The sequence below is a fragment of the Micromonospora sp. NPDC048930 genome, from assembly GCF_043197935.1.
Classification (GTDB): Bacteria; Actinomycetota; Actinomycetes; order Mycobacteriales; family Micromonosporaceae; genus Micromonospora.
In genome coordinates this window covers 1-12,898 of sequence record NZ_JBICUB010000026.1, presented here as the reverse complement: position 1 = coordinate 12,898, position 12,898 = coordinate 1, and the positions used below count along the sequence as shown (strand labels likewise).

11 protein-coding genes and 3 pseudogenes are annotated in these 12,898 nt (G+C 67.6%); 5 read left to right on the top strand and 9 right to left on the bottom strand.

What is annotated here, in order from left to right; genetic code table 11:
• Nucleotides 1-39 precede the first annotated feature (39 nt).
• Nucleotides 40-1,062, top strand: a complete 1,023-nt coding sequence (locus ACGFI9_RS35415) for a GlxA family transcriptional regulator (protein ID WP_393185155.1) — start codon at nucleotides 40-42, stop codon at nucleotides 1,060-1,062.
• A 228-nt stretch (nucleotides 1,063-1,290) separates the two neighbouring features.
• Here ACGFI9_RS35415 and ACGFI9_RS35410 read toward each other — a convergent pair whose 3' ends face one another.
• Together ACGFI9_RS35410 and ACGFI9_RS35405 are read right to left on the bottom strand one after the other, a co-directional pair.
• The gene (locus ACGFI9_RS35410; protein WP_393185154.1) at nucleotides 1,291-2,286 is read right to left on the bottom strand and encodes a cytochrome d ubiquinol oxidase subunit II; all 996 of its coding nucleotides are present in this window, start codon (nucleotides 2,284-2,286) and stop codon (nucleotides 1,291-1,293) included.
• Nucleotides 2,283-3,710, bottom strand: a complete 1,428-nt coding sequence (locus ACGFI9_RS35405) for a cytochrome ubiquinol oxidase subunit I (RefSeq protein ID WP_393185152.1) — start codon at nucleotides 3,708-3,710, stop codon at nucleotides 2,283-2,285. Before ACGFI9_RS35405 ends, ACGFI9_RS35410 begins: the two co-directional genes overlap by 4 nt.
• A gap of 467 nt (nucleotides 3,711-4,177) precedes the next feature.
• Between ACGFI9_RS35405 and ACGFI9_RS35400 the strand changes: the two are divergent.
• A pseudogene (locus ACGFI9_RS35400) lies at nucleotides 4,178-4,384 on the top strand (IS5/IS1182 family transposase); the annotation flags it as partial.
• 36 nt (nucleotides 4,385-4,420) lie between these two features.
• Here the strand turns inward: ACGFI9_RS35400 and nhaA are convergent.
• A complete protein-coding gene (nhaA, locus tag ACGFI9_RS35395; RefSeq protein ID WP_393185150.1) occupies nucleotides 4,421-6,340 on the bottom strand; it encodes a Na+/H+ antiporter NhaA in 1,920 nt (639 codons plus the stop codon).
• Between the two features lie 269 nt (nucleotides 6,341-6,609).
• Between nhaA and ACGFI9_RS35390 the strand changes: the two genes are divergently transcribed.
• Nucleotides 6,610-6,783 (top strand): hypothetical protein, encoded by a 174-nt coding sequence (locus ACGFI9_RS35390; protein ID WP_393185148.1) that lies wholly within the window; start codon nucleotides 6,610-6,612, stop codon nucleotides 6,781-6,783.
• Nucleotides 6,780-6,950: a hypothetical protein gene (locus ACGFI9_RS35385; RefSeq protein WP_393185146.1), complete on the top strand. Its 171-nt coding sequence runs from the start codon at nucleotides 6,780-6,782 to the stop codon at nucleotides 6,948-6,950. Before ACGFI9_RS35390 ends, ACGFI9_RS35385 begins: the two co-directional genes overlap by 4 nt.
• 168 nt (nucleotides 6,951-7,118) lie before the next feature.
• Here the strand turns inward: ACGFI9_RS35385 and ACGFI9_RS35380 are convergent, their stop codons facing one another.
• From ACGFI9_RS35380 to msrB, 5 genes and pseudogenes are all read right to left on the bottom strand, one after another.
• Nucleotides 7,119-7,547 (bottom strand): OsmC family protein, encoded by a 429-nt coding sequence (locus ACGFI9_RS35380; RefSeq protein ID WP_393185144.1) that lies wholly within the window; start codon nucleotides 7,545-7,547, stop codon nucleotides 7,119-7,121.
• Nucleotides 7,548-7,974: 427 nt separating this feature from the next.
• A pseudogene (locus ACGFI9_RS35375) lies at nucleotides 7,975-8,090 on the bottom strand (IS5/IS1182 family transposase); the annotation flags it as partial.
• Nucleotides 8,091-8,211: 121 nt separating this feature from the next.
• Nucleotides 8,212-8,868 (bottom strand): TetR/AcrR family transcriptional regulator, encoded by a 657-nt coding sequence (locus ACGFI9_RS35370; RefSeq protein ID WP_393185142.1) that lies wholly within the window; start codon nucleotides 8,866-8,868, stop codon nucleotides 8,212-8,214.
• 654 nt (nucleotides 8,869-9,522) lie between these two features.
• Nucleotides 9,523-10,029 carry a peptide-methionine (S)-S-oxide reductase MsrA gene (gene msrA, locus ACGFI9_RS35365; protein WP_393185140.1) on the bottom strand — a complete coding sequence of 169 codons (507 nt, stop codon included), beginning with the start codon at nucleotides 10,027-10,029 and terminating at the stop codon, nucleotides 9,523-9,525.
• 9 nt (nucleotides 10,030-10,038) lie between these two features.
• Nucleotides 10,039-10,518 (bottom strand): peptide-methionine (R)-S-oxide reductase MsrB, encoded by a 480-nt coding sequence (msrB, locus tag ACGFI9_RS35360; RefSeq protein ID WP_393185138.1) that lies wholly within the window; start codon nucleotides 10,516-10,518, stop codon nucleotides 10,039-10,041.
• Nucleotides 10,519-11,000: 482 nt separating this feature from the next.
• Between msrB and ACGFI9_RS35355 the strand changes: the two genes are divergently transcribed.
• Entirely contained in the window at nucleotides 11,001-11,918 is a 918-nt protein-coding gene (locus ACGFI9_RS35355; RefSeq protein WP_393185136.1) for an NADP-dependent oxidoreductase, read from the top strand.
• A gap of 575 nt (nucleotides 11,919-12,493) precedes the next feature.
• On the opposite strand, the pseudogene ACGFI9_RS35350 reads toward ACGFI9_RS35355, so the two are convergent.
• Nucleotides 12,494-12,676: pseudogene (locus tag ACGFI9_RS35350) on the bottom strand (N-acetyltransferase); the annotation flags it as partial.
• Nucleotides 12,677-12,898 lie beyond the last annotated feature (222 nt).

The window sequence follows — 12,898 nt, the reverse complement described above, 5'->3', positions numbered from 1 at the left end:
CGTCCTGTTGGCCGCGGCCGAACCGCCTACGGTGGGTGCATGCGATCCCGTCACGTCGTCGTCGTGGCCTACGACGGATCCGAGCTGGTGGACATCGCCTGCGTGACGACTGGCCTGTTCACCGCCACCCGCCTTGGTGCCGACCCTGGCTACGAGGTCACGCTCGCGACGCTGGGCGGACGGGAGGTCCGCTGCGACTCCGGTCTGCGTCTCAAGGCCCAGGCCCGGCTGGCTAGCCGGTTCGAGACCGTCGACACCCTCGTGGTTTCCGGTGGACTCGGCCACCAACATGCCACCGCCGATGCACGGCTGGTCGGGCACGTGCGACGCCTGGCCGCTCAGTCACGCCGTGTCGCCTCCGTCTGCACCGGCGCCAGCGTCCTGGCAGCCGCCGGCCTGCTCGACGGCCGCCGTGCGACGACCCACTGGCTGTACGCCCGCCACCTGGCCGCATGCTTCCCGCAGGTCCACGTCGACCCCGCCCCGGTCTTCGTCCGGGACGGCCACGTCGCGACCTCAGGCGGCGTCACCGCCGCGCTCGACCTCACCCTCGCGTTCATCGAGGAGGACCACGGCCACGAACTGGCCCGGCGAGTCGCTCTCGGCATGGTGACGTACCTGCAGCGGCCCGGGAACCAGGCCCAGATGAGCATGTTCACCAGCGCCCCGCGGCCCGACGACCTGCTGGTCAGGCGAACCATCGACCACATCACCAGCAACCCGGGGGCCGACCTGCGTGCGGCCACGCTGGCGGCCTGGGCCGGCGTCAGCGTCCGACAGCTCAACCGGCTCTTCCGCGACCAGCTCGGCGAGCCACCCGGGCGGGCCGTCCGCCGGATCCGACTGGAAGTCGCCGCCCGGCTCCTGGCCGCGACCGAACTCCCGCTCGCGCAGGTTGCCAAGCGGTGCGCCTTCACCTCGGCAGAGACGATGCGCCAAGCCTTCGTTGAGCGGTACGGCGTGAACCCCTCGCACTTCCGCACCACGCAGCGACGCGCCGCCACCTTCGATCCCTACCCGGAACCCGGGCCATCCACGGCCTTAGAGCTCCTAACTGAATGATGTTGGGCGTGTCTTCGGGACGTGATGATTGTTCGCTCCGGGTGTGAGGAGGGGTGAACAGCGCGCCGTGGATCGTTTCGAACAGACCATCGCCCTGCTGCACTGGTTCCGCCGGCTACGCATCCGCTGGGAGAACCGCGACGACATCCACGAAGCCTTCCTCACCCTCGCCTGCGCCATCATCTGCTGGCGACGACTCCAAACGCTCAAAGAGTTAGGAGTTCCAAGTCAGGCGGTGTCCAGACGACCGCGCTGGTGCAGGACGAACAGCAGCGCCATGGCCGGCACGACGAGCAGGAGCGCCGCGGCGGCGACGAGGGTGAGCGACACCAGGGTGGCGTCGGGAGCCGCAGCCTCGTCGATGCGTAGGTGGGTGCCCAGCAGGTACGGGTACTGCGCGACGCCCCAGCCGACCACCACCGTGCCGGCCGCGCTGACAGCGAGCGCCTGCAGCAACCGGGGCGCCGCCCGGTGCAGCAGGGCGATGCTGGCCAGCCCGCATGCCGCGGAGACCAGCACCAGCGGCAGGCCGCGGCCGGTCAGCCCGGAGAACAGGCGCCCGGCGTCGGCGTGCAGGATGGCGATCCCCGCCAGCGCCACAGCGCCGGTCGCCACGGCACTGGCCTGGGCCCGACGGCGGAACCAGCGCTCCAGGCCGGCGTCGGCGTAGGCACGGGCCTCGGCGGTGAGGAACACCGCGGCGACAAACGCGCACACCCCGACCGCGAGCACCCCGCCGAGCAGCGACGTCGGGTTGACCCAGCTGGTCACGGGATTGCCGTGTCCGTCGGCGGGCACTCGCCCGGAGGCGATCCCGCCGGCGACCGTGCCGAAGAAGAACGGCGTGAGCACCGACGAGGTGGCGAACGCCGCCCCGGTCGCCCGCTGCTGGTCGGTCTTCACCACCACCTTCCGGAACGCGAATCCGCTGCCGCGGACCACAATGCCCAACGCGGCGAGGCCCAGCGGGATGTAGAGCGTGGTCATGATCGCGGCGAACGCGGACGAGAAGCCGGTCCAGAGCATCACCAGGCAGAAGATGAGCCACACGTGGTTGGCTTCCCACACCGGTGCCAACGTGTGGTCGATCAGGTGCCGCGGGGCCTGCCCACGTCGCGCACCACCGGCGGTGAGATCCCAGAAGCCGGCACCGTAGTCCGCGCCGCCGAGCACGGCATAGGCGGTGACGCCGATGAACAACACGACGGCGGCGAGCGTACTCACGCCTGACCTGCCGCCGGCGTGGACTCCGAGGCCTGGGGCGGGCCGTAGGGCACGTCCGTCTCGGTAGCACCGCCCTGGTCGCGCCAGCGGCGGCGCAGCAGCCGCAGGACGTACACGGTGGTAGCGCCGACCGCGGCATACAGCGCGACGATGGCGGCGAAGAACAGCCATAGGTTGCCGGACGTGGCGACCGCGTCCCGGGTGAGGAGGTGACCGACGACCGTCCACGGCTGCCGGCCGACCTCGGTGACCACCCAGCCCGCCTCCAGCGCCACCACCGCGAGCACGCCACTGATCGCGGTCGCCCGCAGGAACCATCTGCTGCGCGGCAGGTCACGGCGGCGCCACCAGGCCAGGGCGTACCAGGCGGAGAGGACAAGCAGCGCGGAGCCGATACTGACCATGACGTCGAAGCTCAGGTGGACGATCGCGACCAGGTGGTCCGGCGGCCGCACCTCGGCGGGGATGGCGTCCAGGCCCCGGATGCGGGTGGACGGCGAGTAGCCGGACAACAGCGAGGCCCCCGAGGGAATCTTGATGCCGCCGTGCACCTCCCCGTTCGCGTAGTAGCCGCCCAGCACCTCCGGCACGTGGGTGCCCGTGGTCGGGACGGCCTCGATCGCGGCGAACTTCGCCGGCTCGTTCCGGAAGACCTCGCGCGCGGCGAGGTCGCCGACGAAGATCTGCAGTGGGGTGGCCAGCGCCGCGACGGTCAGCGGTATCGCCAGGCCGAGTCGGTGGTAGCGGTCGCGGCGGCCACGCAGCATCCCGGCGGCGTACACGCCGGCGACGACGAACCCGGCGACCATGTACGCGGCGAGCAGCATGTGGATGGCCTCGTACCAGAACGCGCCGTTGAAGATCACCTCCAGCGGGCGGACCTCCACGATCTTGCCGTCCCGCATGGTGAACCCGCCCGGCCGGTTCATCCAGGCGTTCGCCGCGACCACCGACAGCGTGCCGCCGATCCCGGACAGCACCACCGGCACCCCGGTCCAGAAGTGCGGCCACGGGCGCATCCGCCGCCACCCGTAGACGTAGATGGCGACGAAGATCGCCTCCAGGAAGAAGAACAAGCCCTCGATCGCGAACGGGATGCCGAACGCCGCGCCGTAGGTGCCCATCAGTCGTGGCCAGAGCAGCCCAAGCTCGAACGACAGCACCGTCCCGGACACCGCGCCGACGGCGAACAGCACCGCCGCCACCTGTGACCAGCGGCGGGCCAGCAGCAGCGCGGTCTCGTCGTGCCGGCGAATCCCGCGAGCGTTCGCGATCAGCATCAGGAAGGTGAAGGCCACCCCGAACGGCACCAGGATGATGTGGAAGCCGAGGGTGAAGGCCATCTGCTCGCGCGCCGGCAGCAGTTGCGCCGGATCGGCCGGCGCCAGACTGGCGCCGACCGTCGCCAGTGACAGTCCAGGCATGGCCCGTGCTACCCGTTGACGGCGGCCGGAAACGTACCGATGGGGTGAGGATCAGTCAGCCTGTCGGGAACGGGCGCCTAGGTGCGAGGACCTGTTGCCCTTGCTTGTCCGGTGGCTTTGCGCGACGGCGTTCCTCACGCGGATTGTCCGACCTGCCAGACGTATCGGTCACGAGTCGTATCATCACGATCGTGATCACGGCTTCGGAGTTGGCGGTCACGCTCGTGGCCGTGGGGCAGCCGCCGGTTGCGCACCAGCCAACCGAACACCCGTTCGACCGGCTACCTACGAGGTAGACCTCAACCGTGACCTGCACGTCATCGCCACCACTCGGATCCTTGGCGACACCGACGGAAGCGCCTACTACCATCGAACCGCACTCCAAGGAGGGGTCGCCGGTAGGCGTCGTCGCGGGCGTGGTCTCGGGATTTGAGCCGGTTCAGGCGACTGACGGGTGCCGCCCGTGGCGGCCAGACAAGTTGCACGCGGACAAGGTGTACGACGCTCACGAACTGCGCCGCGAGGTCCGCCGGCGGAGGATCAAGGCACGCATCGCCGGTCAGGGCATCGAGTCCTCCACGCGCCTGGGCCGCCACCGCTGGATCGTCGAGGCCTGCATGTCGCGGCTGATGCGCTACCGGCGCCTCGTTCGCCGCTACGACCGCAAGGGCGACCACTAGGAAGCCTTCGGCACCATCGCCAGCACCCTGCTACTGCCGCCTCACCAGATGAGACGCGCCCTTAAGGGTCGCTGCTGCCTCGCGGCCGAGGCGGGCCCGGGCTCGGGCCATACGAATGGCGGCGGTCAAGGTCGTGATGTCGTAGGCGCCGTAGTGGCGGCGGCCGTTGATGAAGAACGTCGGGGTGCCGGACACTCCGCTGTTGTCGGCCGAGTCGATGTCGCTTTGGATGCGGCCAGCGTGGGCGTGGCTTCTCAGATCGTCGTGGAAGCGTTTCTGATCCAGACCGAGGTCGCCGGCGTATTTGATGAGATCAGTGATGTTCAGCTTGTCCTGGTGGTCGAGCAGCAGGTCGTGCATCTGCCAGAACTTGCCCTGAGCGGCCGCTGCTTCGGCGGCCTCGGCTGCTAGCCGAGCTTGCGGGTGCACGTCTGACAAAGGCAGGTGACGCCACACGAAACGCAGGTCGGCGTGACCCAGCAACTGCCGGACGGCTGGCTCGGCCTTCCCGCAGTACGGGCACTGGAAGTCGCCGTACTGCACCAGCGTTACCGACGCGCCTGCTGGGCCGCGGACGTGGTCCTGCTTCTCGTCGACCGCTGGGATGAGGTCGATCAGTTCCGTCATGTCGCCGAAGAGTGCCCGGGTGCGCTTGTCCTTGGGCAACATGTTGGTGACGCGGAACGCGTTCCAGGTCAGCGCTGAGGATACGATCGCGGCGCTGAGCACCCCGACTTTGGCCTCGGCCAGTTGGTCGCCGGTGAAGGCCAGGCTGGCGATCAGCAGCGACACCGTGAAGCTGACACCGGCGATCGTGCCACTGCCTAGCACGCCCGCCCAGCCGACGGCCGGACGGATGCGGCTGTGTGAGATCCAGGTGAGCCCGGCCGAGGTGCCGATCACGGCGAGCGGCTTGCCGACGACATACCCGAGCAGCACGCCCCAGGTGACAGGCGACGCGAACGCCTGCGCCAGGAACGGACCGTCGATGCTGATGCCAGCGTTGGCCAGGCCGAACAGCGGCACGATGACGTAGCTGGACCAAGGGTGGTAGATGCGCCTAAGGCGGTCGTTGGGCGATAGCGTATTCGCGAGGCCGATCGAAGCCGTACGCGCGAGCTTGGGCGTCGGCTGCTCACGGAACGACCGGAACAGCCCGCTGACCTGCTCGAGCTCAGCTCGGCCGGGAGAGTAGGCGAACGCGGTCAGCCCGATGGCAAGCCCGGCCACCACCGGGTCGACTCCGCTGACCAACAGCGCACCCCACATCACGATGGCGACCGGCACGTACGCCGAGCCACGTCGGACGCCAGCTGCGCGGATGGCCAGCATGACCGCGAACGCCGCTACGGCCACCACGATGGGCATCATCTTGAGGTCGTCGCTGTAGACCAGGGCGATGACGATGAGTGCGATCAAGTCGTCGACCACGAACACGGTGAGCAGGAAGATCCGGACCCGGTCGGGCACGCCCCGGCCGAGCAGTGCCAGCAGGCCCAACGCGAGGGCAGTGTCGGTCGACATAGCCACGCCCCAGCCATGCGCGCCCGGCCCGCCGTGGTTGATCACCAGGAAGATCAGCACCGGGATCAGCATTCCGATCACGCCGGCCACGCTGGGCAGCACGAACCGTCGCCGGTCGCGTAGGTCGCCGAGGTCGAACTCGCGCCGCGTCTCAAGGCCGACGACCAGGAAGAACAGAGTCATCAAGCCGCTGTTGATCCAGGTGTGCAGGTCGCGGGAGAGCTCGAGGTGCCCGAAGCGCAGCGACAGTTGGGTACGCCAGACGGCTTCGTAGGAGCCGAGGTCGATGTTGGCCCAGAGCAGTGCGGCGACGATGGCGGCCACGAGCACACCGGCGCTGCCGGACTCAGTTCTCAGAAAGGCTCGCAGCGGTGCGACTAGATTCCGCTTCCAGATCGTTCGGCCGCTCATCTTGGTTTCGGTCACACGTCACCTTCCGACGCGCTGGCCGGGCCAGCATGGATAGCTAGATCACGTACCGTGATGCGGGCACGCGACCGCTCGGTTCAGTACTGATCGCGCTGCCCCAGCTGTGGCCGGCTGCGGCAAGAGCGACGAAGCTCGCCGATGCCCTGCAGGGTGCGGGCGCCCATCAGGTGAGCTCATGGTCGGGACGGCCGCGCACACGATCGAGCGATGGTGAGCACCGGCGATACCCACGAGGAAGATTCGTCTGCGGCCGTAGCGGTCGCCGAGTGCGCCGGCCAGCAGGATCAGCGCGGCCAGGCCGCGACCTGGATCAGCTCGCTGTCGCAGCTCAGCGGGCCAACGCCGAGCTCGGCATGTCCATCGCCTTCCTCGACGAGGCACTGCAACGTTCGCTCGAACCCGGCGCGCCGTCCACCGTGGCCCGGCCGATCACGCTGTGAGCGGCTCGCGCACGGCCCGTCATTACCGCGACCTCGTCCTGGTACGGGTGGACCAGGCGTTGCAGCGCCACGGGCTGCCGATCCCCGACGACAGGACCTCCGACAAGTTCTCCCTGCTCGGCAGACGCTCCGCCGTCACCGATACGACCGCACCGCCTCTGTTCTGAGCTGCCGGCACGAGTCACCGGCCATCCGCCAGGACCAGGACCTGCGCCGCATCCAAGGCGCCACATCGCGTTCAGGCTGTCGCGGTCGACGGAAACACTGTCGCCGTCTGGGGCGGAACGACAACCGCTTGCTGCTCGGCCGTACGTCGAGCAGCAAGCGGCCTGATTTCAGCGCGGCCCGACGAACTCGGTCCTCACGCTCCATGCGAACTGAATCAGCAGGGTAACCGGGGACTTCTCGGCAATGTCATGCATCACCTTCAAGTCGTCGGGGTCAGGTTCTTCGCTCAGCGTGATCGTGCGCTGCAGGTAACGCTCTGCGCCTTCCTGCTCGGGTTCGTGGTAGTCGATCTCGACGGTGATGTCACCGGCGGTGTCGTACTTATAGTCGACGTACTGCCGCAGCGTCTGAGCAGTGCACGACGCGAGCGCCATCAACAGGTACTCCGTCGGCGTCGGGCCTTCGCCGAGTTCGCCGTTGTGCGGTTCATCAGCGACAAACGTGAAGCTGCGGGTGGTCATGTCCGTGCGCCGGCGCTCAGTGGCCGGAAGGACAGCTCGGGCGGATGCGACGACACGATCCCGATCGGTTTCCATCAGCCGCGCCTTCCTGTAGATCCTGGTAGTGACGGTCCAGACACGCGGATCCAGCAGCAGCCGAGCCGCAGTCTGAGAGGGGGCTGTGGCCGGGCGAATCACCTCGTGACCGCGTACCTCCGCAGGCTAGCCTCCGCGGACTGGATAGTCCAGTTGACCGATCGTTGCCAGAACCGCTTGGCCCTCGTGAACCATCACCTCGGGGCGCTATGAGCTGCGTTCAGAGGCGTTAGGGCCAAGGTGCCCGTAGCTGAACTCGCTCAACGCCAAACCCACAAGTGGACTTACTAGTCCGTTGAGGCTAGGCTTGCCGTCGTTCACGCATCAGGGCGGCGATCGTCGCCGGCTCCCGCGGCTCGGGCGGACTCAAGTCCGGACAACATGAGGAACATCGGTGCTCAGTGCAGTCGCAGTACGAGGCGATCCAACCGGGGTTCAGGCGTCGCCACTGGGATCGACGCTGCTGGCGGTGGTTACGGAGGCACTCAGCGAGGGGTTCAGGGTTCGGTTCGACAGCGGGATCGTGGCGGGGTGAGACAGCACGGCGAGCTCCCGGTCGGGGCATAGGACCGTGGTTCGGCTGCAGGCCTTAGCCTCGCCCTCATCGATCTCCGGGCTGCTTGCACCCGCCGTGACCAGCCTGGTCATGATGAAAAGGGCTCAATTAACGGGTCGGCTCGCCAGACGGCTCCGAGAGGAACGATTTGATGTGATCCAGCGCCATGTCCAGAGCAACTTCCATGGGTGCGACGTTGTGCGCGGCGTTCGCCAGCAAGTAGCCGCCTTGCAAAGCTGCCATCAACCCCGTGGCCAACTTCTCCGGGTCGGCGTCCTGGCGCAGTGCGCCGCTGTCCCGCATCCGGTGCAGACCATCACTGATCAGCTTTTCCCATGCTGCGAACGTCTCCAACAGCATCGATCGAGCCTGCTCATCTTGATCGGACAGCTCGACAGCCATCGACCCGAGGCCGCACCCGTATCTGCCGTTGTTCAGCGAGTTGGCCTGGACCAGCGCGTTACGCCACCGGACCAGCCCTGAGAACGATCTCAGTCGTTCGAGCCCTCCACGCTCGCGCTGAAGCACAAGCGCGCCTCGATATTTGACCAACGCGCGCACGAGCTCCTGCTTGTCGGCGAAGTGGTGGTAGAGCTGAGACTTGCTCGTCTGGCTTGCTTCGCGGACGTCGTCAAGGGTCGTCGCGTTCACTCCCCGCACGAACATCAGCCGGTTCGCCGCCTCGAGAATCCGCTCCCGCGTCGCGATGCCCCGTTGGCTGATCCTCCGCTGCTTCGACGGCGCAGCCACCTGCTCGTCGCCCATCGGTCAAGTGTATCCAGCGCGCCAGCTAATCCATGGAGGATGGGGCCCTGGAGTCCACCCGGCGTCATGGCGCATTCGCGTGGTGGAAGGACGAACGCATGCGCCGCCAGCTTGATTGAACGGCTGTTTTGTCCGCGAGATCATCTATAGGGCGAATCTTTCCGGGACTATTTGGTCCTCGGTGTGGCAAGCCGCCGCTCAGGAGTTGCTCGGCGATGCGTCGTGAGCGGCGCGCCGGAGGTCAGCGTGCGTCAACGCTCGTTGACATGCGTCTGCACGTCACCCGCATCACCCGCAGCTGCTGAACGGGCCGCAGGCCCTGGCTGGGCGCGCCGGCCGCTGCCGCTCGGCAGCCGTCACGACTGACGCCCGGCGGATGCGCAAGGTTGCCGTTGGCGAGGTCGACTGCAGTAGCCACCGGACCCGCCGCATCAAGGGCGAGTCAGTCCCCATCGGCTCCGCTCGGGCCACCGTGGGAGCGCGTCGCGTGCCGGCGCACCTCCCGCAACGCCGCGGGCGCCAGCATCTCGGGCAGCCGATCGAATGCCACGTCTCGCTCGGCACCGGTGCCCGAGAGGGCCTGCACCCATCCGGCTGACTCCTCGTCCAGGCCCGGGCCGGGCGCGCGGACCCGGGGTCCGCGCGCCGGAGGTGTCAGGCCGTCGCCCGCTTCGGGAGCTTCCACCCGGGGCGGGGGAAGTGGCAGGTGTAACCGTTGGGGTAGGTCTGCAGGTAGTTCTGGTGCTCGGGCTCGGCCTCCCAGAAGTCGCCTGCCGGGGTGACCTCGGTGACGACCTTACCGGGCCACAGGCCCGAGGCGTCGACGTCGGCGATCGTGTCCTCGGCGACCCGCTTCTGCTCGTCGCTGGTGTAGAAGATCGCCGAGCGGTAGCTGCTGCCGATGTCGTTGCCCTGGCGGTTCTTCGTCGAGGGGTCGTGGATCTGGAAGAAGAACTCGAGCAGCGCGCGGAAGTCGGTCTTCTCGGTGTCGTAGACGACCTCGATGGACTCCGCGTGGGTGCCGTGATTACGGTAGGTGGCGTTCGGGACGTCGCCGCCGGTGTAGCCGACGCGCGTGGACACGACGCCGGGCTGGCGGCGGAACAACTCCTCCATGCCCCAGAAGCAGCCTCCGGCGAGGATCGCCTTTGCGGTGGTCACGTCGTCTCCCTACTTGTCGCCGGTGTCACTGTTGGTGTCATTCGTGAACAGGGTGCGGTATTCGCCGTACCCAGCGTTTTCCAGGTCGTCGAGGTGGATGAACCGCAACGACGCGGAGTTGATGCAGTAGCGCAGTCCACCCTTGTCCGGGGGACCGTCGTCGAAGACGTGGCCGAGGTGGCTGTCCCCGTGCAGGGAGCGCGCCTCAATCCGGATCATCCCGTGGCTGAAGTCTTCGCGCTCGACGACGTTCGTCTTGGCGATCGGGTTCGTGAAGCTCGGCCAGCCGGAGTTGCTGTCGTACTTGTCGATCGACGCGAACAGCGGCTCGCCAGACACGACGTCGACGTAGATGCCAGGCTCGTGGTTGTCCCAGTACGCGTTGGCGAACGGTCGCTCGGTGCCGTCCTGCTGGGTCACGCGGTACTGCTCCGGGTTGAGCCGCGAAATGGCGTCCGGGCTCTTGTGGTATTGGGCCTGCTGTGGCACAGCTCTCCCTTCCGGCCTTTCGGCCGAAGCTGTGTGTCGGGGTGAAAGGCACCCGGACACGCAGATACAGACACCCTATGGGCCCGTTGTATTCCCGCAGCCCCTACTCCAGTTGGACGGCAGAGTCCGGGAAGGCGGCGCGGAGGTCAGCGGACGGAGGTGCCCTGTAGCGATGGTTTACCTGGGATATGGCGTCGCCGGGGGGGGCACTCTGTGATCACCTAGACTGGACTTGACAGACCAATTTAGCCGCCACTAGCGTCGAGGCCCCCGACTGGGTGCCTCCGCTAGCGACGAACTGGGCGACTTGCCCGCCGGCACCGAGTTCCACGGACGTCCCGTCAGCCCGGCCACACCCTGGCGTCCCCACCGCTACCGATCAGTGTGGTGAGGGGCTGGGGCGTGGCGTTGTTGATGGTGGGGAAGCGGAAGTTTGCTCCTCGTGACCGTGCGGGCGAGGACCGGATACAGGGAGGTATCGGATGAAGGCGATTGTGGTGACGGACGAGGCCGCGGGAACGGCCGGGATGACGTTGGTGGAGCGGCCTGAGCCGGAACCAGCGATCAACGACGTTGTCGTTCAGGTACATGCGTCGGGGTTCGTCCCGACTGAGATGTCGTGGCCCTCGACCTGGACCGATCGCCTCGGCCGTGACCGGACGCCGTCGATTCCCGGGCACGAGTTGGCCGGAGTGGTCCGTGCTCTCGGGTATGGCACGACGGGGCTGTCGGTGGGACAGCGGGTGTTCGGCCTTACGGACTGGACTCGTGACGGCACCCTGGCGGAGTTTGTGGCCGTCGAGGCGCGCAATCTTGCGCCGCTGCCCGGCGACGTCGACTTCACGGTGGGCGCGAGCCTGCCGATCTCTGGGCTGACTGCGTGGCAGGGTCTGTTCGAGCACGGCCGTCTGAAGGCGGGGCAGAGCGTCCTGGTGCATGGTGCGGCTGGCGCAGTCGGTTCGACGGCGACGCAGCTGGCTCGTGAGTTCGGCGCCTACGTCATCGGCACGGGGCGCACTGCCGACCGTCAGAAGGCGCTCGACTTCGGCGCGCAGGAGTTTGTCGACCTCGGGAACGACGTCCTCGAAGACGTCGGTGGAGTCGATGTGGTTTTCGATGTCATCGGCGGCGACATCCAGAAACGGTCCGCGGGTCTGGTTCGGGCCGGAGGAACGCTGGTGTCCGTTGTCGGGCCGCCCGAGGCGCGGCCTGCGGACGGCCTGGCGATCGACTTCGTCGTGGAGTCCGATCGCGGCCAACTGGGTGAGATCGTCCAGCGGGTGCGGGACGGGCGACTGCGGACGAACATCGGCAATGTCGCGAGCCTGGACGATGCCGTTGCCGCTCTCAACCCGACCGAGCGGATCACCGGGAAGACGGTCATCCGCGTTCGCCCCTGAGGACTCGGGAGAGCGAGACGTCCCACCCTCCTTGTGGATCAGTGTCAACGGCGTGGCCAGGTCGGGCGACTCATACCGAAGATGTCATCGTCCTGATCCGCTACCTGGGTGGGCACCCGGCGTAGCCAGCTCCCCGGCAGCCCGGAAGCCATCACGAACGCAGTGTCGTTCCTGCTGCCGCCCAAGTCGAGCTGAATGACCGGTGCCATCCCCGACGTCCTGGCCGGCCGCAACCGATCCTCGGAACGCAACACCGGAATCACCCGGCGGGCTGTGGACGTGTCCGTACGCGTCCGCAGCCCGCAACTACCCCGGAAACCACCCGTAACTTCGGCGAAACCGTGGCTTGGCCGACCCGCACGTCGTTGCGCTCGATGCTGAGATCAGCGACCCCAGCATGCCGGCTAGTTCAGCAAGGCCGGTCTGCTCGTCGCTGGCGCCCACCTAGCCATCGCGCGACGTACCCCGGCCGTTGGGGACGCCTGAACCTTCTCAGCGGTCGGCGCGCGGGGTTGACGCGATGACGCGTGTTCAATGGCCATGCCCGGCTGTATACGACCGAGGGAATGCCGGGTCTAGAACGTCGGCATATTCCGGGTGAGTTTGACGAATGCTGCCGTGAACGGACACGTGACGGTGGCGGTCTTTCTTTGCATGCGCGGCTCGTCGAGGACGCCGCCGATAAGCCTGGCGGCTACTCCCTTCCCACGGAACTCGGGGAGCACGGATGTCGCCAACAGGATGACGCGGCTTCCGACCTCGCTGTAGACGAGCCCTCGGCTGCCCGGCCCCCGATCGTGGCCTCGTAGATGCCGAGCGCGCTGTTGTCGGTGATGACGAGGTCTTCCGCGTCGGGCGCGATGGCTCCCGACAGGTTCGAGTCACCTAAGGGGGTGTCTCAGATGGACGATGCGGTAGCTGCGGCATGATCTTCGTTTCGTGACAGCGATGCTCGATGACATGGTGCGCACGTGGGCGCC

What these genes read in the sequence shown, in the direction of transcription:
- ACGFI9_RS35415 (WP_393185155.1), top strand. Translation starts at nt 40, where the DNA reads ATGCGATCCCGTCACGTCGTCGTCGTGGCCTACGACGGATCCGAGCTG.
- ACGFI9_RS35405 (WP_393185152.1), bottom strand. Translation starts at nt 3,710, where the DNA reads ATGCCTGGACTGTCACTGGCGACGGTCGGCGCCAGTCTGGCGCCGGCC.
- ACGFI9_RS35380 (WP_393185144.1), bottom strand. Translation starts at nt 7,547, where the DNA reads ATGGAAACCGATCGGGATCGTGTCGTCGCATCCGCCCGAGCTGTCCTT.
- ACGFI9_RS35370 (WP_393185142.1), bottom strand. Translation starts at nt 8,868, where the DNA reads ATGGGCGACGAGCAGGTGGCTGCGCCGTCGAAGCAGCGGAGGATCAGC.
- ACGFI9_RS35355 (WP_393185136.1), top strand. Translation starts at nt 11,001, where the DNA reads ATGAAGGCGATTGTGGTGACGGACGAGGCCGCGGGAACGGCCGGGATG.